This is a genomic window from Pseudomonas veronii (assembly GCF_002028325.1).
GTDB classification, from domain to species: Bacteria; Pseudomonadota; Gammaproteobacteria; order Pseudomonadales; family Pseudomonadaceae; genus Aquipseudomonas; species Aquipseudomonas veronii.
On record NZ_CP018420.1, the window covers coordinates 2,472,328 to 2,493,672 of the forward strand.

17 protein-coding genes are annotated in these 21,345 nt (G+C 58.5%); 5 read left to right on the forward strand and 12 right to left on the reverse strand.

Annotated elements, in window-relative coordinates; all coding sequences use genetic code 11:
• Window positions 1-16 precede the first annotated feature (16 nt).
• From PverR02_RS11555 to PverR02_RS11570, 4 genes are read left to right on the forward strand one after another with little or no spacing between them, the layout of a single operon-like run.
• Complete coding sequence (locus tag PverR02_RS11555) at window positions 17-1,519, forward strand: efflux transporter outer membrane subunit (RefSeq protein WP_079443390.1); 1,503 nt, start codon at window positions 17-19, stop codon at window positions 1,517-1,519.
• 1 nt (window position 1,520) lies between these two features.
• Complete coding sequence (locus tag PverR02_RS11560) at window positions 1,521-3,689, forward strand: FUSC family protein (protein WP_079443391.1); 2,169 nt, start codon at window positions 1,521-1,523, stop codon at window positions 3,687-3,689.
• A 19-nt stretch (window positions 3,690-3,708) separates the two neighbouring features.
• Window positions 3,709-3,909 (forward strand): DUF1656 domain-containing protein, encoded by a 201-nt coding sequence (locus PverR02_RS11565; protein ID WP_079445005.1) that lies wholly within the window; start codon window positions 3,709-3,711, stop codon window positions 3,907-3,909.
• Between the two features lie 9 nt (window positions 3,910-3,918).
• Window positions 3,919-4,803 (forward strand): efflux RND transporter periplasmic adaptor subunit, encoded by an 885-nt coding sequence (locus PverR02_RS11570; protein ID WP_079443392.1) that lies wholly within the window; start codon window positions 3,919-3,921, stop codon window positions 4,801-4,803.
• 1,495 nt (window positions 4,804-6,298) lie between these two features.
• Here PverR02_RS11570 and PverR02_RS11575 read toward each other — a convergent pair.
• From PverR02_RS11575 to PverR02_RS11630, 12 genes are all read right to left on the reverse strand, one after another.
• Complete coding sequence (locus PverR02_RS11575) at window positions 6,299-6,790, reverse strand: Lrp/AsnC family transcriptional regulator (protein ID WP_079443393.1); 492 nt, start codon at window positions 6,788-6,790, stop codon at window positions 6,299-6,301.
• 92 nt (window positions 6,791-6,882) lie between these two features.
• Window positions 6,883-8,268, reverse strand: coding sequence for an aspartate aminotransferase family protein (locus PverR02_RS11580; RefSeq protein ID WP_079443394.1), 1,386 nt, complete (start codon window positions 8,266-8,268; stop codon window positions 6,883-6,885).
• Window positions 8,265-9,752 (reverse strand): NAD-dependent succinate-semialdehyde dehydrogenase, encoded by a 1,488-nt coding sequence (locus PverR02_RS11585; RefSeq protein WP_079443395.1) that lies wholly within the window; start codon window positions 9,750-9,752, stop codon window positions 8,265-8,267. The genes PverR02_RS11580 and PverR02_RS11585 overlap by 4 nt, the downstream gene beginning before the upstream one ends.
• Before the next feature lie 226 nt (window positions 9,753-9,978).
• Window positions 9,979-11,004, reverse strand: coding sequence for a glycine betaine/L-proline ABC transporter substrate-binding protein ProX (proX, locus tag PverR02_RS11590; protein WP_079443396.1), 1,026 nt, complete (start codon window positions 11,002-11,004; stop codon window positions 9,979-9,981).
• 72 nt (window positions 11,005-11,076) lie between these two features.
• Window positions 11,077-11,973 carry an ABC transporter permease gene (locus tag PverR02_RS11595; RefSeq protein WP_079443397.1) on the reverse strand — a complete coding sequence of 299 codons (897 nt, stop codon included), beginning with the start codon at window positions 11,971-11,973 and terminating at the stop codon, window positions 11,077-11,079.
• A complete protein-coding gene (locus PverR02_RS11600; protein WP_174630468.1) occupies window positions 11,966-13,162 on the reverse strand; it encodes a quaternary amine ABC transporter ATP-binding protein in 1,197 nt (398 codons plus the stop codon). The genes PverR02_RS11595 and PverR02_RS11600 overlap by 8 nt, the downstream gene beginning before the upstream one ends.
• A gap of 179 nt (window positions 13,163-13,341) precedes the next feature.
• The gene (locus PverR02_RS11605; protein WP_079443399.1) at window positions 13,342-13,737 is read right to left on the reverse strand and encodes a carboxymuconolactone decarboxylase family protein; all 396 of its coding nucleotides are present in this window, start codon (window positions 13,735-13,737) and stop codon (window positions 13,342-13,344) included.
• A complete protein-coding gene (locus PverR02_RS11610) occupies window positions 13,730-14,542 on the reverse strand; it encodes an alpha/beta fold hydrolase (RefSeq protein ID WP_079443400.1) in 813 nt (270 codons plus the stop codon). The genes PverR02_RS11605 and PverR02_RS11610 overlap by 8 nt, the downstream gene beginning before the upstream one ends.
• Window positions 14,542-15,618: an LLM class flavin-dependent oxidoreductase gene (locus PverR02_RS11615; RefSeq protein ID WP_079443401.1), complete on the reverse strand. Its 1,077-nt coding sequence runs from the start codon at window positions 15,616-15,618 to the stop codon at window positions 14,542-14,544. Before PverR02_RS11615 ends, PverR02_RS11610 begins: the two co-directional genes overlap by 1 nt.
• A gap of 18 nt (window positions 15,619-15,636) precedes the next feature.
• Window positions 15,637-17,148, reverse strand: coding sequence for an aldehyde dehydrogenase (locus PverR02_RS11620; protein ID WP_079443402.1), 1,512 nt, complete (start codon window positions 17,146-17,148; stop codon window positions 15,637-15,639).
• A 22-nt stretch (window positions 17,149-17,170) separates the two neighbouring features.
• On the reverse strand, window positions 17,171-18,118 hold the full coding sequence (locus tag PverR02_RS11625) for a flavin reductase family protein (RefSeq protein WP_079443403.1): 948 nt from the start codon (window positions 18,116-18,118) through the stop codon (window positions 17,171-17,173).
• Window positions 18,119-18,234: 116 nt separating this feature from the next.
• The gene (locus tag PverR02_RS11630) at window positions 18,235-18,834 is read right to left on the reverse strand and encodes an amino acid synthesis family protein (protein WP_079443404.1); all 600 of its coding nucleotides are present in this window, start codon (window positions 18,832-18,834) and stop codon (window positions 18,235-18,237) included.
• Window positions 18,835-19,023: 189 nt separating this feature from the next.
• Here PverR02_RS11630 and PverR02_RS11635 point away from each other — a divergent pair, with 189 nt between their 5' ends.
• On the forward strand, window positions 19,024-20,772 hold the full coding sequence (locus tag PverR02_RS11635; RefSeq protein ID WP_079443405.1) for a helix-turn-helix domain-containing protein: 1,749 nt from the start codon (window positions 19,024-19,026) through the stop codon (window positions 20,770-20,772).
• The last annotated feature ends 573 nt before the right edge of the window (window positions 20,773-21,345 follow it).

Below are 21,345 nucleotides of genomic sequence, written 5' to 3' on the forward strand. Positions count from 1 at the left end.
CTCCAGGACTTCTACCGTGTTGCGACACTTCGTTAACGGCCTGGCGTTTCTCTGTTCTGTGGCCTTTTTCACCTTGCTCACAGGTTGTATTGGATCGCATGGCATTTCCCCGCAGGAAAGACTTGTAGGTGATAGTGAGTTGATACTGGATGCAGCCATTGAATCTGCCAACAAGGACGCAGCTTGGCCGTCGGCTCAATGGTGGAGCGCCTATGCTGATCCTCAGCTCAATCATTGGGTCAGTCTAGCGCTGGAAAATAGTCCAACACTAGGTCAGGCTGCGGCTAGAGTGCGCATGGCGTTGTCTCAGGCGGGCCTGGCGGTCGCAAATGAATCTCCGCAATTGAGCGCCCATGCGTCGCTTCTTCGTCGTAAGTGGCCTACGGATAAGCACTACGGTGCTGGAGACCTTGCCGATACCACCACATGGGATAACAACACTGATCTGGGTTTTAGCTATGCCTTTGATTTCTGGGGACGTAACCGCAGTGAGTCCGAGCGGTTCACGGATCTAGCATATATGTCCGCAGCTGAGGCGCAAATGGTCCAGCTTGAGTTGGTTAGCAATATTGTCCGAGTGTACATCCAGCTATCTTTACAATACGCGGAGTTGGATATCGCTAAATCGACGCTTCAACAGCAGCAGGAAATATTATCTATCGCCAAACGTCGATTCGCTGGCGGCTTGGGCCCGAGGTTGGAAATAGTCGAAGCGCAGATGGCTTTGCCGGAAACTGAGCGAAAAATTGAAGCAATTGATCAAGGTATTGTTTTGACTCGTAATCAGATCGCAGCATTGGCCGGGAAGGGCCCCGGGGCAGGCTCGGTAATTAAGCGGCCAGCGCTGTCGTTAGGCGTTTCCACGGCATTGCCAACCGCAGTTCCCCTGGAGCTTGTAGGGCATCGACCCGATGTTGTGGCTGCACGCTGGAAAATTGCAGCACAGGCCAAGGGTATGGATGTAGCACGGGCCGACTTTTATCCCAATGTGGACTTGGTTGCGACCTTAGGATTCAGTGCCGTTGGCGGAGGGGTGCTGGAGTATCTGACTAAAAGCAAGTTCAACTACAACGCAGGGCCAGCAATTTCGTTACCAATTTTTGACGCAGGAAGACGCCGCCAGCAATACGGCTATCAAACTGCGACCTATGATGCTGCAGTGGATGAGTACAATCAGACAATTGTCAATGCATTGAAAGGCATTTCGGATCAACTTATCCGTTTTAATTCATTGAGCAATCAACATCAACATGCACTAAAGGCGGTGGAGTACGCAGAGGCAGCCTTCAGCATCTCGACGAAAGCATTTCGGGGCGGACTGACTGGCTATCTAAATGTATTAAATGCACAGAGCAAAATGTTTCAGCAGCGCATTGAGTTGCGGCGTGTGGAGGCTGGTTTATTAAAAACACAGGCTGATCTTGTCGTTGCGTTAGGGGGGGGAGTTCCGATTGATCAGTATCCGATGAACTCTCGGGTAAGGTACATTGAAACTGCGAAGCATGAGCGTAGCTATTAACATGTTTAAAAAAAATGGCACGCAAGCATCTATCGATGTTTTTTGTAGAGCATTCTTTGAATGGGCAAGAACTGATGGTGTGGTTTGGGTTTATATCGCTAAACTGTTGATTGCCGCATTTTTGACGCTGTGGTTATCCTATGTTTTCGAACTTGCGCAGCCCAGCATTGCGGTGATTACAGTTTTTATTGTAATGCAGCCACAAAGCGGGCAAGTATTTGCGAAAAGTTTTTATCGCATGCTTGGCAGTGTAATAGGGCTTGCAGTAATGCTTGTGTTAATTGCGTTGTTCTCACAGGAGAGAGTTCTATTTTTAATGGTGGTTGCGCTCTGGGTAGGCCTTTGCACTGCCGGTGCGGCGCGATATCGAGACTTCCGCTCTTATGCGTGTGTTCTTGCAGGGTATAGTGCGACTCAAATCGGCCTCCCTGCGGTGCTACAACCACAAGACGCTTTTATGTTGGCGGTCTGGCGATTGCTTGAGATTTTCTTGGCCATTGTATGCTCCGGCGTCGTTAGCGCGGTCATACTACCGCAGACATCTGCCGCCGCGATGCGTAATGCGCTTTATCTACGCTTTGGTGAGTTCACACAATTTGTTCTCGATAATCTTGGTGGAGGAGTGGAAAAGCACTTTGAGGCCGCCAATATAAACTTTGTTTCCCAGGCGATAGGTTTGGAGGCATTGCGCAGCGCCACCTGGTTCGAAGATCCACATATGCGCCTCCGCGCGGGACGTCTTGCACGCGCAAACAGTGAGTTCATGGGGGTTACGACACGTTATCACGCGTTGCATCAGGTGCTAGTCAGGTTTGGGCGTAAAGGTGAGTATGCCGCTTTGGATGCATTGACGCCGTGCCTAGAACTCCTAAAAGAGCTTCTGATGCCTTGGGCGGGTAAGCCGCTCACCGATATCGACGCGGAGGTGTTAGCGCGAGAACTGATTGCACACCAAGACGCATTGAGGGAAATAATCAGGAGTGCGCGAGTGGGACTTCAGATGAATGGTTCAAGCCGTACTATTCAGATGGATTTCGAAACAGCGGGAGAGCTGCTCTATCGGCTCGTGACTGATTTACATAACTACCTTTTGACGCATGCGTCGCTGGCGGATCACCACCATGAGCGTGAAAACTGGAGATTTGGTTTTTCATCGAAAGCCAATCTGGTCGGTGCTTTGGTAGCGGGTGCGCGCACCGCAATCATGATCCTTGTTCTAGGCACCGTTTGGATCGAGACGGCTTGGCCTAGCGGTAGTACTTTCGTTCTGGTGGCCACTGCAATTGCCGCAATGTTATCTGCCACCCCGAACCCAGCAAAGCAAGCCAGGCAGATGGCAGTTGGCACCTTTTGCGGCGCGATCTTAGGCTGTATTGAGATGTTTTTTGTTTTTCCGCATCTGGATGGCTTTCCCTTGCTGTGCTTGGCGCTCGCCCCCGTATACATCGCCGGTGGATATCTTACGGTGAAACCTCCTTATGCGGGCTATGGGATGGGGTTGCTGATTTTCTTTTCGTTCGGTGCGGTACCCGCCAACCTGACCGTTTACGATCCTAGCAATTTGATTAACCAATATATCGCGTTAGTTCTCTCGCAGACAGCCGCTGCGCTATTTGCAGCAATCCTATTACCACCAACAAGTGCCTGGCTATGGCGTCGCCTGGAGCAAGATTTGCGCATGAGAGTTACCCGAGCCATGACCAGTAAACTGGTGGGGCTTAGTGAGCGTTTTGAGAGCTCTACTCGTGACTTGATGAATCAGGCTTATGGAGTCTCAGCCACGCACCCCAAAGTGCAAAGATCCTTGTTGCGCTGGATGTTCCTGGTACTTGAGGTCGGTCATGGAATCATTGAATTGCGGGAGGAACAATCACGGCTGCCAGATCTGGCCTGTTACGCGCCAACAGCACCTTGGCGACAAGCTGTCAGGGGAATGGGTATGGCATTGGCCGAACTATTCCGCCACCCTAGTGTAGCTCTCCGCGAAAACACGCTTGAAGCAGTTGAATACGCTATTGCCACGACTGTCGAAGCCATGGGGGCGTTTGAACATCACTTTGAATATTCACCCCTTCGTCGAATCACCAGCTATTTGCATTTCATTCGAAGCAGCTTGCTTGACCCAGAGTCACCGCTCGCTGATGAAACTTTCGCAACAGTTGGGAATTAATATGATTCTTTTTGATGAGCTGCCGCGTGAACTGGCATTTCAAGGTGTATATTTTCCAACGCTTACCCTGCTCGCTGCGGTAGCAGCGGTTATATGTTGGACGTTGGACCGATTATTCGCGGCGATGGGCATATATAATTTTTCTTGGCATCCAGCTCTCTTTCGGGTCTCGTTATACGTCTGTCTGTTCGGTAGTTTGTCCCTTATGGTTTATAATTGAAGATAAAATATGAAATTAAAACCGTTACTTGGTCTGCTTGCCACGCTGGCTATTGCTTGCGCTGCCGTAATGATCGGTCGTGCTCTCTGGTTTAATTACATGGAAAAGCCTTGGACTCGTGATGGGCGAGTGCGCGCAAATATCGTGAATGTCGCAGCAGAAGTGGCCGGCGTGATTACTCGTGTTCCGATTACGGACAATCAGTTGGTAAAAAAAGGAGATGTACTCCTAGAGATAGATCCGAAACATTATGCAATTTTATTGGAACAGGCAGAGGCGTTGGCTGCTTCGCGTAGGGCCACGATGGAAATGCGCAATCTCAATGCCAAGCGCCGCGCAGCAATGGATGACGATGTGGTTTCCAGAGAAAGTCTGGATGATGCGAGGAATACAGCAGCAGCAGCTCAAGCTGCTTATCGCGAGTCATTGGCCGCGGTAGCAGCAGCGAGGCTGAATGTAGAGCGCACTCGTGTATTGGCTCCTGTAGATGGTTATGTCACCAACCTCGATGTGCACGAAGGTGACTATTCGCAGGTGGGGGTTGCTCAAGTTGCGGTGGTTGATAAAAATTCCTTCTGGGTATACGGGTATTTTGAAGAAACCAAGCTGCCGCGGATTAGCATTGGAGACGAGGCTGAAATGCAGCTAATGAGTGGGGAGCGTATGAGTGGACATGTCGTTAGCATCGCGCGGGCGATTTACGATCGTGATAATCCGCAGAGCCAGCAACTCATCGCGGACGTCAACCCGACATTCAACTGGGTGCGTCTTGCGCAGCGTGTCCCCGTACGTATTCATATTGATTTCATCCCAACAGGAATGCTTTTATCGGCGGGGACCACTACGACGGTCGTCGTCAAGCCGAAAACCAGTCTAACTGATCAAGCTCAATAAGATTCAACCACGCATGTCTGGAGAGGGAACGGGTTCTATATGTATGAGTTTTTAACAGTACCTTCACGGAGCGGATGTCATTCGAGTGATAGTTATGCGAATAATTCGGGCCGGTAACTATTAATTGTTTCTCTATGAAGGATCGGCTTTACTTAGTTTAGTGTGATGTCATGACTAATAGTATTGGCATTCGGCCAAAAAACATGGTAGTGAATGAGTCGAAAAGTTTTAAAAAATAGCTGTTCTATAAGTCGGAGCGATTCCTGGCGTCGAGCTCTTCTGAATTTTCTCAATAATAAAGTTGCTGTAGGTCAGGTTTCTACCATCGACATATAATAGTCATGGAGATAATTAAAGTCGAAGGTGTACTTCACTACGCTCGGCTAAATAAGCCCAATTTCAGTTGTTGAATATATGTCCTAATCTGGTAATTAAAAATAGTGGTATTTCAATAGATCGTTCTCCTGAGATGGTCGCTCAACGCCTAATCTCTCTATCGTAGAGTTGATTAGATAAGGACGTGCCCTGCATGACTGAGGGTTGACTAAAAACGGAGGGGATTTATCCGTAGATAAGTTGGCAGAATACAATGGGCAGACGCTAGGCGCGTCTCCTGCCTCGTTGTGTACCTAGCGGATCTCAGCACAGCTCGGATCCGTATGACCCCATTTGTTTTGTAGGTGCGTTAGTCTCAATACTATAACTCTGTTTATCGGCCAGTTTACTGCTGCGCTATAAATGTAAAAAAAACCCAGCGTGTGACGGCTGGGTAAAAAATGGAAACGTAGACCAAATCTGAGAGGAGCTAGCCTACGCAATTGATTCTATGAGACAACTGTGAAAAAAGCCACAATTAAAAAGCCCTGACTTTATATTTGCTAACGATAGAAGTAAAAAGTGGCGTGCTTTTTTATTTACTGAGCGAGTGATCAGATGAGGTTGAAAGCATAGCTTGCAAACAAGTGTTTGATTCTTATGGAAACTGACTGTAATCACCATAAAATTTACCTTCTTGCAGTTCTTTTATCATGCAATCAGTCGTCTCGGTGAGTTTCGCTTATCAGATCATTTGCATGGCTTATGAAACCGTCTGACTGTACTGCTGTAAGGTTTCACCGAGAACCGAGTATGCGCTGATTACCAAGGCCTTTGATGACGTTGATTCTGCGTGAATGATCGGTGACATCATTGGCCGCATGGACATGGCGCTCGATAACAATCTATTCGACGTGATCGACCGGACATTAGCAACAACCTTGTGGCGGTTTTAGCAAGGGCACCATTATTATCCTCTGGTGTGTTGTTCAGCGGAATATTCAGCGCCAGCATAATTCTTTAGCGGCGGCGAAGGAAGTGGGGAGTATGCATGTCAGTTATGGCGATAACGTATTCGTCTGGCTCAACGATGATTTTATGCATGGTGGCGTGTCGGTTGTTGATGTATTGAAAGTGGTGGCTTCAAATTTTATGCTAAGTCATTTCTACCAAAAACATATTAGTTGACGGATGGTAAAGTGTTCAATATTTGGGTTGGCGAAGCCCCGCCGAGCTTGATAGTCTTTGTCACGATATAGGTGAAGTAACGCTCAATCGCCAAGTCTTCCAGCAGTAACTGGTCGATAAAGCGTTGGTACTGGTCGATGTCGGCTGCGCGGATCATCGCGATATAGTCCACGCCGCCGCCGGTGGCGTAGCAGAACTCGACTTCGGGGGCGTCGCTCATGCGTTGTTCGAAGCGGCGCATGTCTTGGGCGGTGTGCCGGGCGAGGGTGATTTCCACCAGCAGTTGCTGGCTCTTGAACACCTGGTTCCAGTCGATCACGGCGCGATAGCCCTTGACCAGGCCGGCGCTTTCCAGCTTACGTACGCGCTCCCAGGCGGGGGTCACCGAGAGGTTAATGGCTTCGGCCAGGCTCGACTTGGTGATTCGCCCGTCCTCGGAGAGGATGCGCAAGATTTTCAGGTCATAACGGTCAAGCTTGTGCATCGGGAGCGGACTCGGCAGGCGGGCGGGTAAGTATCAGGCTATCAGCTTAACCAGGGGTGAGGGAGCCTTGCTCCCTCACCACATTTAAAGCATCAGCCCAACACTTCCCCGGCCACCTGGTCGATCGCGCCCTTGGTGATGTCGACAATCAGGTCTGCCTCGGCCTTGGTCAGGATCAGCGGCGGTGCAAAGCCAAGAATGTCGCCATGGGGCATGGCCCGGGCGATCATGCCGCGCTCCAGGCAGGCGGCCGACACTTTCGGGCCGACCTTCAATGCCGCATCAAACGGCGTGCGTTGCTCGCGGTCGGCCATGAATTCCACGGCGGCGAGCATGCCGTCACCGCGCACTTCGCCCACCAGCGGATGGCCTTCGAGGGTTTCCCGCAGGCGACGATTCAGGTAGCTGCCGACTTCGTCCGCGTTGGCGGTGAGGTTTTCCCGTTCCAGGATATCCAGGTTGGCCAATGCCGCCGCCGCGCAGATCGGGTGCCCGGAGTAGGTCCAGCCATGTCCCATGGCGCCTTCATGGGTCGAGGCTTTTTCAATCACGTCCCACACCTTCTCACCGATGATCACCGCCGACAGCGGTGCATACGCACTGGTCAGGCCCTTGGCGGTGGTGATCAGGTCCGGGCGCATGCCGTAGCGCTGGCTGCCCATTTTCGAACCAAGGCGGCCGAAGGCGCAGACCACTTCATCGGCGATCAACAGCACGTCGTACTTGTTGAGTACCGCCTGGATCGCCGCCCAGTAACCGGCCGGTGGCACCACGATGCCGCCGGTGCCCATCACCGGTTCGCCAATGAAGGCGGCGACGGTGTCGGGGCCTTCGGCGAGGATCATTTTTTCCAGCTCGTCGGCGCAGTAACGCACGAATGCCGCCTCGTCCATGCCCGCCGGCGCCTTGCGGTACCAGTGGGGGCAAACGGTGTGCTGGATGCCATGTTCCGGCAGGTCGAAATGCTGGTGAAACGCTGCCAGGCCCGTAAGGCTGCCGGTCATGATGCCCGAACCGTGGTAGCCGCGATCACGGGAGATGATTTTCTTCTTCTGTGGGCGGCCCAGCACGTTGTTGTAGTAACGCACCAGCTTGATCTGGGTTTCGTTGGCGTCGGAGCCGGACAGGCCGTAATAGACCTTTTTCATGCCCTCGGGCGCCCAGTCCATGATACGGCTCGACAGCTCGATGATCGCCTCGGTCGAGTGGCCGACGTAGGTGTGGTAGTAGGCCAGTTCCTTGGCTTGCTTGTAGATCGCATCGGCGACTTCGGTGCGGCCGTAGCCGATGTTCACGCAGTACAGGCCGGCAAACGCATCGATGAATTCACGGCCTTCATGGTCGCGAATACGGATGCCCGATGCGCTCTGGATGATGCGGCCCTTGAGCGCGCCGCTGGCGTGGTCATGGGCGTGGGTGGATGGGTGCATGAAGTGCGCGCGGTCTTGTTCGAACAGGCTTTCGAGTGCTTGGCTCATGGTTGCTCTCCTTGGAATTGGCCTTGGTGATGCAGGCAAAAATATTTGGTTTCGACAAAGGCTTCGAAGCCCTCGGCGCCGCCTTCACGGCCCAGGCCCGAGGCTTTCATGCCGCCGAAGGGAATCGGGTGGCCGGTGAATTTCACTCCGTTGACGGCGACCATGGCGTGGTCGAGGCGGCGGATCAGTGGGTAGATCAGGTCCAGGCGGTTGGAACAAATGTAGGCGGCCAGGCCGTATTCGGTGTCGTTGGCCATCTCGATGGCCTGTTCAATCGAGTCGAACGGCATCACCCCGGCGATCGGCGCGAAGTTTTCTTCGCGGTAGATGCGCATCTGCGGGGTCACATCGGCGAGTACCGTGGGCTGGTAAAACAGGCCGCCCAGTGCATGGGCTTCGCCGCCCACCAGACGGTTTGCGCCCAGCTCCAGGGCATCGGCCACACGCTCGGCGGTGACGTCGAAGGCGGCCTGGTGCATCAGCGGGCCGATATCGACGTTTTGCTCCTGGCCGCCGATCAACGCCGGGCCGACCCGCAGCTCCCGCACGGCGGCGGCGAAACGGCTGAGGAATTCGGGATAGACCGAGCGCTCCACCATGATCCGGTTGGCGGCGCAGCAGTCCTGGCCGGTGGTTTGGAATTTGGCCTCCACTGCGACTTTCACGGCGTGCTCAAGGTGGGCATCGGCGCAGACAATAAACGGCGCATTGCCCCCCAGTTCCAGCGAGACCTTCTTCACGTCCTGTGCCGCCGCCTGCAACACCAGCTTGCCGACCCGGGTCGAGCCGGTGAAGCTCACCGAGCGCACGCGGCTGTCCTGCACCAGGGTTTGCATGGCCATCTGCGGTTCGCCCAGCACTACGTTGAACACCCCCGGCGGGAAGCCGGCTTCCTCGGCCAGTTGCGCCAGGGCCAGGGCCGAGTAGGGGGTTTCATGGGCGGGCTTGACCACCACCGTGCAACCGGCGGCGAGGGCGGCAGCGGCCTTGCGGGTGATCATCGCCGAGGGGAAATTCCACGGGGTCAGCAGGGCGCACACGCCCACGGGTTCCTTGAGGGTGCCCAGGTGCGCACCGGGGATATGGCTGGGAATGTTCTGGCCGTACAGGCGCCGGGCTTCTTCGGCGAACCACGGAATGAAGCTTGCGGCATAGGCGATTTCGCCGCGGGCTTCGGCAAGCGGTTTGCCCTGTTCCTGGCTGAGGATGCGGGCGAGGTCTTCCTGGTGTTCGAGGATCAGGGCCGCCCAGCGCCGCAGGATCGTGGCGCGGGCATCGAGGCTCTGTTCACGCCAGGCGGGGAAGGCGCGGTGTGCGGCGTCGATGGCGGCGACAATCTGGGGTTTTTCCAGCATCGGCACATGGCCGATCAGTTGCTGGTTCGCCGGGTTGTGCACGGCCATGGTGCTGGCACTGGCGCTGTGGACCCAATGGCCGTCGACGTAGCACAGGGCCTTGAACAGCAGTGGGTGTTTGTAGGTCATCGGGTTCACTCCGGTTCGTCTGAGTGGGAGTAATGCTAGGGCAGGGGCGCGTGCGGGATTGGTGGTTTGGTGGGGGTGGGGCAGTGGGTTTTTTCTGATTGCTGGCGGCAAAACAGGTTTTTTTGCGGCGGGTGAAAATCAACTGTGGGAGCTGGCTTGCCTGCGATGGCAACGGTGAATTCAACATCGTTATCGCAGGCAAGCCAGCTCCCACATTGAATGGGTGCTACTTCGCGGTTTTTGCGGTGGTTATCCAGCCGTCAAAGGTCGCTTTGTTTTCTTTCATCCAGTCCTCCGCCAGCTTGCGAATATTGCGTTCGCTGGAGCCGTCGGCGCTGATGGTTTTTTCCCAATAACTCCAGGTCGCCTGGGAGAACGTCATCTGCTCCACCAGCTTCTTGATCGCCGGATTCGCCGCGATGAACTGCTTGTTGCCGATCGCGTACCAGTTCCACGCCGCCATCGCCATGCGGCACGGATCGGCCCCGCCGGCACACCCGGCAACCCCGGGCGTGAGTGCCGACGTGGTGCTCGGCACATTGCCCGGCAACGCATCAAACGGCGTCGGCAACCACACCACGTCCTTGCCCGGCACCATGGTGTTGGTCATCCACGACGGTGCCCACGCATAGAAAAACACCGGCTCGCCACGTTTGAGGCGGGCGACGTTTTCGAACATCAGCGCTTCGTACTTGCCGCGAACCGGATTCACCGTGTCCTTGAGGCCGAATTTGTCGAGCTGGTAATCCACCACATCACCACAGCCCCAACCCGGGTCACAACTGATCAGGTTGGCCTTGCCGTCCTTGCCGAACAGCCCGGCGATTTTCGGGTCCTTCATTTGCTCCAGGCTGGTGATGCCGTACGCATCGGCGGTTTTCTTGTCGATCATGTAGCCGTTGTAGCCGGCGCCGGTAATGAAGCCTGCGCCCACCACTTCGGTGCGGTCCTTCACCTTGTCAAAGCTGGGTTGCAGCATCGGCAAGGTCACGTCCATCGACAAATCCAGGTCGCCCTGGGCGGCGGCGGGGAAGAACAGCGTGGTGTTCACGGTGCTCAACTTGCTTGCATAGCCCAGGCGCTTGGTGGCCTCGATCGCGATTTTGGTCAGTACGTAGTTGCCGCCGGTGCTCTCCGATTGCACGAAGCGGATGGTCTTGCCGGTGCCGGGTAAATCCTCGGCCCACACCTGCGTACTTGCCAGGTACAACACTGCTGCAAATCCAAGCAAGGCTTTGAATGGATGCATCATGATTTCCTCTTTTTTTTCTCGTTATGGTCAGGGTTGGCAGTCAACAACGGGCATTCATGATTTCTTGTATTTTTATGCGTTTACCGGGTTCGGATTCAGCAGGCGCTTGAACAGCGACTTGCGTTTGCGCACCGTCGGCTGCGCCAGGTTCTGGGTGATGCGGTCGAGCATCATCGCCAGCAGCACAATGGCAATCCCACCCACCGCCGCGCGGCCCACGTCCATCCGCCCCAGGCCTTGCAGCACCACCAGGCCCAGGCCTTCGGCGCCGATCATCGCCACCACCACCGACATCACCATGGCCGTGAGCACGGTCTGGTTGAGGCCGCCGAGGATGGTCGGGATCGCCAGGGGCAGCTGGATTTCCCAGAGCAACTGGCGCTTGTCGGCACCAAAGGCATGGCCGGCTTCCACCAGTTCGGTGTCGACCATGCGGATGCCCAGGTAGGTAAAGCGAATCAGCGGCGGGCAGGCAGAGATCACCACCGCCACTTCACCCGACACGGTGCCGACGCCAAACAGCATCACCACCGGCACCAGGTACACGAAGGTCGGCGTGGTTTGCATGATGTCGAGAATCGGCCGCATCACGCCCCACACCCGCTCACTGCGGGCGCACCAGATGCCCACCGGGATGCCCACCACCATGCAGATCACAATCGCCGTGGTGATCAGCGACAAGGTGGTCATGGCCTCGTCCCACACTCCCAGCGCGGCGATCACCACCAGGGCCACGGCGCTGAACACCGCCACTCCCAGGCTCGCGGCGCGATAGGCAATCACGAACATCAGCAGCACCATGACCGGGAACGGGATCGCATGGATCACCGTGTCACTTAAGCCCAGCAAATGCTCCACCGGCCAGCGGATCGCCTGGAACATCGGCCGCAGATGAATCCCCAGCCACTCCACGCCCTGGCTGATCCATTGGTCTACGGGCAGAACCGCGAGGTCTTCTGAACTAAGCATGCTGTGCAACCTCCGCAGCGGCAGGGCGCGGGGCCGGGACGCTGGCTATGCAATCAAGAATGTGCGCGCTGTTGAGCGTGCCGACGAACAGCCCGTCGCCATCCACCACCGCCACCGGCAGGCCCGGCTTGAGCAGGCGTGCGGCTTCCACCAGCTTGGCGTTGGCCGGTACGCTGACGAACTGGCTCGACAACTGTTGCAGTGCGTCGGCGCCGCCGCCCACCGCCAGTAGCGCCGCCGAGTCCAGCACGCCGACGGCCTTGCCACTGGTGCTGAGCACAAAGGCTGCCGCGCTGTCATTGCCCACCACCCGGGTGTCGCCCTGTACCAGCAGCGTGTGTGCCTGCTCCATGATCGAGCGCGCGTCGAATAACCGCGAACGGTCCACCTCCCGGGTGAACGCCGCGACGTAATCGCTGCCCGGGTCCATCACGATTTCCTGGGGCGTGCCCTCGCGCACCACTTGGCCGTCGGCCATGATCGCGATGCGTGTGCCCAGCTTCAGGGCTTCCTGGAAGTCGTGGGTGATGAACAGGATGGTTTTTTTCAGGGTGCGTTGCAGGCGCAGCAACTCGTCCTGCATCTCGGTGCGGATCAGCGGGTCGAGGGCGCTGAAGGCTTCGTCCATGATCAGCACATCGGCGTCGGTGGCCAGTGCACGGGCCAGGCCGACGCGCTGGCGCATGCCACCGGACAGTTCGTGGGGCTGGTGATCGGCCCACTTGGCCAGGCCCACGATGGCCAGCACTTCCAGGGCGCGTTTGCGCCGCTCCGCCGCCGAGACACCCCGCAGCTTGAGGCCGAACTCGGTGTTCTCGATCACGGTCTTGTTCGGCAGCAGGGCGAAGTGCTGGAACACCATGGAGATGCGTGTGCGGCGCACTTCCCGCAACTGGTTTTCGTCGAGGGTCACCAGGTCTTCGCCGTCCAGCAGGATCTTGCCCGCGGTCGGTTCGTTGAGGCGGTTGATGCAACGCGCCAGGGTGGATTTGCCCGAGCCCGAGAGGCCCATGATCATGTAGATCGCGCCGCTTGGAATCGACAGCGATACGTTGTTGAGGCCGACCACGGTGGCGGTCTCGGCCAGGATCCGGTCTTTGCTGGCCCCGGCGGTCAAGAGCTGCATGGCTCTGTCGGGCGTGGAGGAGAAGACCTTGTAGAGGTTCTCAATCTTTAGTCGTTCGCTCACCAATTGCCTCCAATTGTTGTTTTGCTATCTGCGGAAAACTTCATCAATAGAAATTTTTGGGCTACTGGCAGTTAAAAATCTTCGAGCTATGACGACGCAAGGTGCAGTCGCAAAAATTTCTTGTTGGGGTGCCTGGGCACTTACAGCATGAGCGGTGTGGCGAGTGCAAGGGTTGGGCGTCAACCGGTCGTGGTATCCGATGGAACCATGCTTTCCCGGGCTTTGCGGGCCACGCGAAACGCCTCCACACCCGCTGGCACACCGCAGTACACCGCGATCTGCACCAGGGCGGCACGCAGTTCGTCGTCCGTCAGGCCGTTGCGAATGGCGCCGCAAAAATGCGTGCCGAATTCGTCCATGCGCCCCAGTGCCGCGAGCATGCCGAGGTTGAGCAGGCTGCGTTGCTTGAGGTCCAGGCTGTCGTCGGTCCAGACCATGCCCCAGCAGTACTCGTTGAGCACCGCCTGGAAGGGCCGGGAAAAGTCGTCGGCGCGGCCCAGGGCCTGGTCGACGTAGCGATCGCCGAGGACCTGGCGGCGAACGCTTTCGCCTTGGGCCTGCAATGATTTATCCATGATGGGTCTCCGAATCGGTTAGAAAATCGCGTATCAGGGCGGCCACCCGTTGCGGCGCCTCGATCAGAATGCAATGGCGCAGCCCCGGCAGAATCTGCAATTGCGAGCCCTCGATGCGCGCATGCATGAACGCGGCCATGCGCGGGTTGGAGCCGGCATCGTCGGCACCGGTGGCAATCAGGGTGGGGCAGTGGATCCGTGACAGTTGCTCGCCGAAATCCGACTCGGCGAGGATGCGATACGCCGCGGCATAACAGCCGGGGTCATTCTCGGCATTCAGTTGGCGCAGGCGGGTGACGGCCTCGGGATGGCGTGCCTGAAAGTCCTCGGTCAGCCAGCGCGACAACGACGCCTCGTAGTGGGCCACGGGCTCCCCGGCCTGCAAGGCGGCAAGCCGCGCCTGCACCCGCTCGCGCTCCTCGGCGTTACGCCCGGCCACGGTCGACAGCAGCACCAACCGACGCACCCGCGCCGGGTGCGTCAGGGCCATGCGCTGGGCGATCAACCCGCCCAACGAGAACCCGGCCAGGTCGAACTGCTTGAAACCCACGTGATCCGCCAGGGCCAGCGCCTCACCCACCAAGTGATCAATCTCGTAACGCCCGGGTGTACGCGACGACTGGCCGTGGCCGCGCAGGTCGAAGGTCAGCACGGTGAATTGCTCTTGCAAGCCGGCCACTGTCTCGGCCCACGCCTCAAGGCTGGAGCCCACGCCATGGATGCACACCAGCGGGCGCGGCCCATGCCCGTCCAGGCGGTAGTTGAGCGTGACGTTGGCCACGCTGAAACGTTGTGCCTGGCCCATCACGCGCTGACCTTGTCGCGTTGTTTGGCGCGTTCGCGCTCGGCGAAGAACGGCATCACTTCATCGATGAACAGGCGCAGGGTCTGCTTCTGCAGTTCGAACGGCAGGTTGAAGGTCAGGCCCAGGCAATACTGGTCGACACCGGCGGCTTCGTAGTCGAGCAGCTTTTCGATGATCTCCTCGGGGGTGCCGAACATCAGGTTGCGTCGCAGGTTTTCCGGGTTGTAGTTGTCTTTGCCGCGCACGCTTTCAAACGGCACCGGCTCCGGGAAGCCGTTGTGCACGGTGCCGATGTTCTGCATCAGGTTTTCGAAGGCGCGGCCAAAGTCCATGCTGTGCTTGACCGGCAGTTCCCAGTCGTTGGCATTGGCGTACACGCAGGTGCGGCGCTGCATCATGAAGCGCGGGCGCGGCACGTGGGGGTTGTCGGCCACGGCCTTGTTGAACTTCTCGCTGAGCACTGCGATTTCGGCCGCCGGCAGCGAGAGCGGGGTGGACAGGATGTTCGCGCCAATGCTCACCGCCCAATCGAAGGTGCCCGGGTCCCGTGCGGCCACCCAGATCGGTGGATGGCCTTTTTGCAATGGCTTGGGCACCGCAGCGGTCTGCGGGAATTTCCAGTAGTGGCCGTCGTGGGCGTAGTCGCCGGTCCAGAGCTTTTGCACCGCGGGCACCAGTTCCTTCATGTAGCCCACGCCTTCCTGCTGTTGCAGGCCGGGGGTCATGCGGTCGAATTCGTACTGGTAGGAACCGCGGGCAATCCCGAACTCCAGGCGACCTTGGGTCAGGTGATCACACAGCGCGGCTTCGCCCGCCAGGCGGATCGGATGCCAATAGGCCGCGGCGAGGGTCGCGGTGCCCAGGCGAATGCGTTCGGTGTGCTGGCCGAGCCAGGTCAGGGTCTGGAAGGGGTTGGGCGCGATGGTGCATTCCAGGGTGTGGTGCTCGGAGGTCCACAGGGTTTCAAAGCCGCCGGCATCGGCGATCTTTGCCAGCTCCAGCAGGTTGGCCATGACGGTCTGCATCGGCACGTCCGGCGAGAAGCGTTCCATGCTCAGGGATACGGCGAATTTCATAAGGTGCTCCTTGAATAATCAGCGCAGGCGAATGACGAAGGGGTCCTGCATTTCGCCGGAATAATCGATGACCACGTTCTTGGCCCGGGAAAACTCGCGCATCACGTCAAAGCCGCCGCGACGGCCATAACCGCTGTGTTTGAAACCGCCATTGGCGGACATGTAGGCCGAGCTGCGGTAGGTGTTGATCCACACCGTGCCGGCATCGATGCGGTTGGCAAAACGCAGGGCGCGATCGATGTTCTGGGTCCAGATGCCCGAGGCCAGGCCGTAGTGGGTGTCGTTGGCCAGGTTGAGCATTTGCTCTTCGGTGGTGAAGGGCATCACGCCCACTACCGGGCCGAACAGTTCATCGCGCATGAACGGCATGTCGTTGGTGGCGTCGGCCATCACCGTGGGTTCGAAGTACCAGCCTTCAGACAGATTCGCGGCGTTCGGGCGCTTGCCGCCGACCGCAATCTGCGCACCCTGTCTGGCGCCGCTGGCGATGTAGCCTTCGAGCTTTTGCAGTTGGGCTTGCAGGGCCAGCGGGCCGATGTCGGTGTGTTCTTCCATCGGGTGGCCGACGGTGATCTGTTGGGTGCGGGCCACCAGGGCCTCGACGAATTTGTCGTAGATCGGCGCCTCGACAAAGCAGCGCGAACCGGCCACGCAACTTTGCCCGGCGGCGGCGAAGATCCCGGAGACCACGCCGTTCACGGCCTTCTCGATATCGACATCGGCAAACACCACGTGGGGCGACTTGCCGCCCAATTCCATCTGGCACGGCACCAGGTTGTTGGCGGCGTTGCCGGCGATGCGTCGGCCGGTGTCGGTGCTGCCGGTGAACACGTATTTGGCGATGTCCGGGTGGCGGGTCAACGCATCGCCGGTGACGGCGCCGTTGCCGGTGACCACGTTGACCACACCCGCCGGAAAGCCGGCTTCGATGATCAATTCGGCCAGTGCAAGTGTGGAGGCGCTGGCGTGTTCCGACGGTTTGATCACCACGGTGTTGCCGATGGCCAGGCACGGCGCGAGGGTGCCGGTGAGCAGCATCAAGGGCGAGTTCCACGGGGTGATCATGCCGACCACGCCCAACGGTTCCCGGCTGCTGTAGTTGAGCTGGTTGAGCTTGTTGACCGGGATCACCTCGCCTTGCAGCTTGTCGGCCATGCCCGCGAAGTAGATGTAGGCGTCGGGCAGGGCGCTCATCTGGGCGCGCATTTCCCGCAGCAGCTTGCCGTTGTCGCGGGTTTCCAGCAGCGCCAGTTCTTCGGCGTGCTCGGCCACAAGCTGGGCCAGGCGATACAACAGTTTGCCCCGTGCGGTGGGCGTCATATTGCGCCACTGCGGGTCGTTGAAGGTCTTGTGGGCGGAAGCGACGGCGCGGGCGACGTCACCGGCATCGGCCTGGGCGAACTGGTACCAGGACCGGCCGGTGGTGGGGTCGAAACTGTCGACGTAGGTGTCGCTGACGGGCGCAACGAAGCGGCCGTCGATAAACAGGTTGAGGCGGTTGCCCTCAAGGGCGCTGACCGTGGTTTTCATGCAGGAGTCCTGTGGGTACGTGTCAAAGGGGCGCGTTTTCGAGCATCGCGATGCGGCCGCTGGCGGCGGAGCCGGTGTAGATGCCGAACTGCTGGTTCTGGCGCTCGCGGGCATAGCGGCGCACCACCGAGCGCAGTTCGTTGACCGGCATCTGTTCGATGGGCAACGCGTCCAGCGGGAAGACGCGCAGGGTGTCGGGCAGCTCGGCGTCGAACGGGCCGAGTTGGGCGCGGTAGATCAGGTAGCCGGGGTCGGTGTCGTCGACATCGAAGGCCGAGTACAGGAAGGTCGATTCCTGTTCCACCGGCAGCGAGCTGTTACCGGCGTCGATAAAACCTTTGCGTTTGCCGGCCACCGGCAGCGTCCAGCCGCCATTGCCATCGGCGCGGAACAGGATCCCGCCGTCGGCTTCGATCAGGTAGCCGATGATCATCTTGTGGGAGTCCAGCCAGCTGGCCGGCAGCGGGTCCTGGATGTTGGCGTAGCGGCCCCGGCAGAAACACAGCGGCAGCTTGGGGCTGGTGCCGAAGGCGCGCACCTGGCCGATCAGCACCAGGTGGTCGCCGGCTTCGATGCGCTGGTGCACGCTGCAGTCGAACCAGGTCAGGCTGTCGGTGAGGATCGGCGCGCCGGTGTGCACGGTGTCGTGGTTGACGGTGTGGAACTTGTCCGGCGACTTGGAGGCAAAGGTGCCGGAGACGTCGACCTGGCCTTCATGCAGCAGGTTGACGGCGAACTGTTCGGTGTTGGCGAACGCGGTGTAGCTGGCGGCGGACTTGCCCACGCACACCAGCAGCAGCGGCGGGTCGAGAGACACCGAGGTGAACGAATTGGCGGTCATGCCGCGTGGGTTGCCGTCGGCGTCATGGGTGGTGATGACGGTGACGCCGGTGACGAAGGTGCCGAAGGCCTGGCGCAAGGCGCCCGGATCGACGGCTGCAACGTTGGCGCTGATCACGGTGCTCGGCATCGGGGTACTCCTTTGTTCTTGTGGTGTTAAGCAAGCCTACGAGGAAGGGGACCCGTGGGCTTGCGTCGATTAGGAGGAACATGGATGAAAGTTTTGCTCGGATTGGCAGCGAGGCGTCAGTCCTTAGGCAGTTCCGCTTCCATCTCCGCCATATCCTGGTAGCGATCAGCAATCCGTGGGTGCGCACGGGAGCCGTCGCTGGCGCCGATAGCGATCAGCACTTCGTCGGGGCCCGGCGCATCGGCGATCTGGAAGTTGGCGGTGAGAAAGTGTGAGCGCTTGCCGGTTTCGCTCTTGTGCACCATCGGCAGCGAGAGCAGGGCGCCGGGGGCGTTACGGGTGTTGGTGAAGCTCAGGTAGGCGGTGCCTTCCACGGCTTCGCGAAACAGGTTGCCGAAGCGCAGGGTGTGGATCAGGCCCGAGGCGTGCTCGATTTCACCGTTGACCCCCACCGCCGCGGCCTTGCCGAAGGCTTCGACCTTGCCGCCGGGCATCAGGGAGATCAGGCGGCGGGTCATTTCATAACCCAGGCCCGGGGCCAGGCGCAGGATTTCCGGGCGCAGGTTTTCAACGAAGCCCTGGCCGGCCCAAGGGTTTTTCAACACCGCGGCAACCACGATCAGGGTGATGGGTTTGCCGGCGTCCTTGCCGCCTTCGATATGGGTTTCTTCGATAAAGGTGCAGTACTTCCTGACGCCCAGATTTTCCAGATTCATGATGACTCGTCGCCCTTGTGGCTGTTGGTTGTGGCCTTAGGCTAGGAGCATTGGCCAACAGCGTCTTCCGTGATTTCGGAGTGCAAATCCACTGGACATTGCTCTGAACCGGCGCAAGTATTAGGCGGGCCTGGCAGGCAACGTGGCTGCCGTGACTTCCATGTTCGGGTGAGCGCCTTGAATCGAGAAATGCAGATACTGTCGTTGCGGGATGTGGCCAGTCAGATCAACTCCGGCGGTGACTTGCAGTCGATGCTGCACCAACTGGTGTACGCCAGTTGCCGCCACACCCACTGGACCATGAGCTCGATCATGGCCATCGACATGGACGCCGGCTTCGGCCACGTCATCGCCCGCCACGACCCGACCCTGGTGCAGCGCCCGCTGGTGGATTGCTGGGAGCTGTCGTCCAGCCCGGTGATGACCGCCCTGCAACGCAACGAGGCGGTATTCATCCGCGACGTGCGCGAATGCGAGTACCCCGGCTACCGCCGCGAATCCCTGGAGCGCGATTACCGCACGGTGATGGTGATGCCGATGAACTGCACCGACTTCGATGGCCGGCCCATGGTGCTCAGCGTGATTTCCCGCACGCTGATGGACGTGTCGGAAGAAGACCGGGTGTTCCTCGGCATGATCATCCACCTGGGCGCCATCGCGGTGGAGCGCCAGCGCCAGCTGGAAGCCGAGCGCCGCGCCGCCGAGCGTATGCAGCAGGCCTTGAAGGTGCACACCACGATGCTGGAACACGTGCTGAGCGGCGGCTCGGTGGCGTCGTTATCGTTGATGGTGGGTGACCAGTTACCCAACCCGGTGATCGCCGTGGACTTCACCGCCAACCAGGTGGTGGCGGGGCGCTCGCCGGACACTGCGCTGTTTGATGACAACGCCTGGCAGGCTGCGGTCGCCGGGGTGCTCAGCGTGCAGATCACCAAGGCCGCCCAGGAAAGCTTGCGCAGTGCCCTGCGCAATACGGTCAACCTGTTCCTTGACGATGGCCAGCGCCAGTTTACGTTGCGAGCGCAGATCGAACCGTTGATGGTCGACCACGAACTGGTGGGCGCGCTGGTGTTGTTCCCGGTGGCGGCACCGGTCAACGAGCTGGATTTGCTGATGCTGGAAAGCGCCAAGTTCGCCTTGAGCGTGCAGATGATGCGCAGCTTTATCCGCTTCCGTTTTGAAACCCGCACCCAGACCGAGTTGCTGTTCGAAGTGCTCGAAGGCCGCTGGCGCGATGCCGATGACATCCAGCAACGGGCCCAACGCCTGGGCATCAGCTTCAGCACGCCACAGCAGATGATCATCATCGACTACGGCGCCAAGGCCCGGGAGGCGAAGAATCTGCACCACAACGTCGCGCGTATCCTGCAACGGGCGGGGATGCAGGCCACGGTGATCATCGTCGACAACCGCCTGGTGTGCATGGTGCCGGCGCAAGGCGAGCGCTTGAGCAAGATCAAGCGGCAGATCGCGGATGACCTGGCGCACTACCTGGGCGCCGAGCCGATCCTGCTGGCCAGCGGCGTGTGCCGGGTGCTGGCGGATTATCCGGCTGCGTGGGAACGCTGCTGCCGTCTAATCGACATAGCCCATTCCTTAGGCCGCAGCGGACCGATTTCCGACCAGGACTTCGGCCCCATTCCGATCTTCGTCGCAGCAGTGGGGGGGGAGGATATCCGCACCTTCGTCAACGAAAGCGTCGGTGCCATGTTGGAACATGATCGCAAACACCAGACACCGTATCTGGAAACCCTCACCGCGTACCTGCGTGAAAACTGCCGCAGCCAGGCGTGTGCGGACGCGATGGGCGTGCACGTGACCACGCTACGGTATCGATTGGCGCGAATTCAAGAGCTGTTTGACATCGATTTCGAGACGCCCGAGCGGCGGTTTGCAACCGAGTTGGCGATTTATTTGCAACGGGTGTTGGATAGCTAAGGACGACATAGTGCTGCCAGCAGGACTAACTGGTTGGTGATCTTAAGGCGGTTATCGATGGTCTTCTACGGATGACTTCGATATCGGATTGGGGTATACGGTGTCTAACTTGGCGCATTGAAATTTATTCCCGCTTAGACTGCGTTCGGCAAAAAACTGAATGCCCCGACTTGCCGCCGGGGTTTGCACGAACTCTACTCCATTACGAGCCCGAGAACAGCCATTGCCAGTGCGGCTGTGCTCTCGCCGGCCACAAAAGACCGCGTCTTGCTTGGTTGCGCGCTGGGGGGGGGGCAGTGCAACAATCTGGGTGAAGTTGAGTGGGCTGTCTATAGCGCTTCGCAAATCGCTCACCGTCGGTGGCAGGTTGCGGGGTCGATCAGAATCGGTCACGCGCTGTTAAATAGGAACGTTGCCTGCCAGGCGCATTATAAGCGGTTTGCACGATGACGCGAATGTTCAACATTAATGCCGTTTCGACATGAACGTTTAGACGGCACTAATGTAGCTCTGCCATATAAGCCATGAGACGCTGCAAAGATATATATTGCGGCAGGGCAGTATGGCTATTGC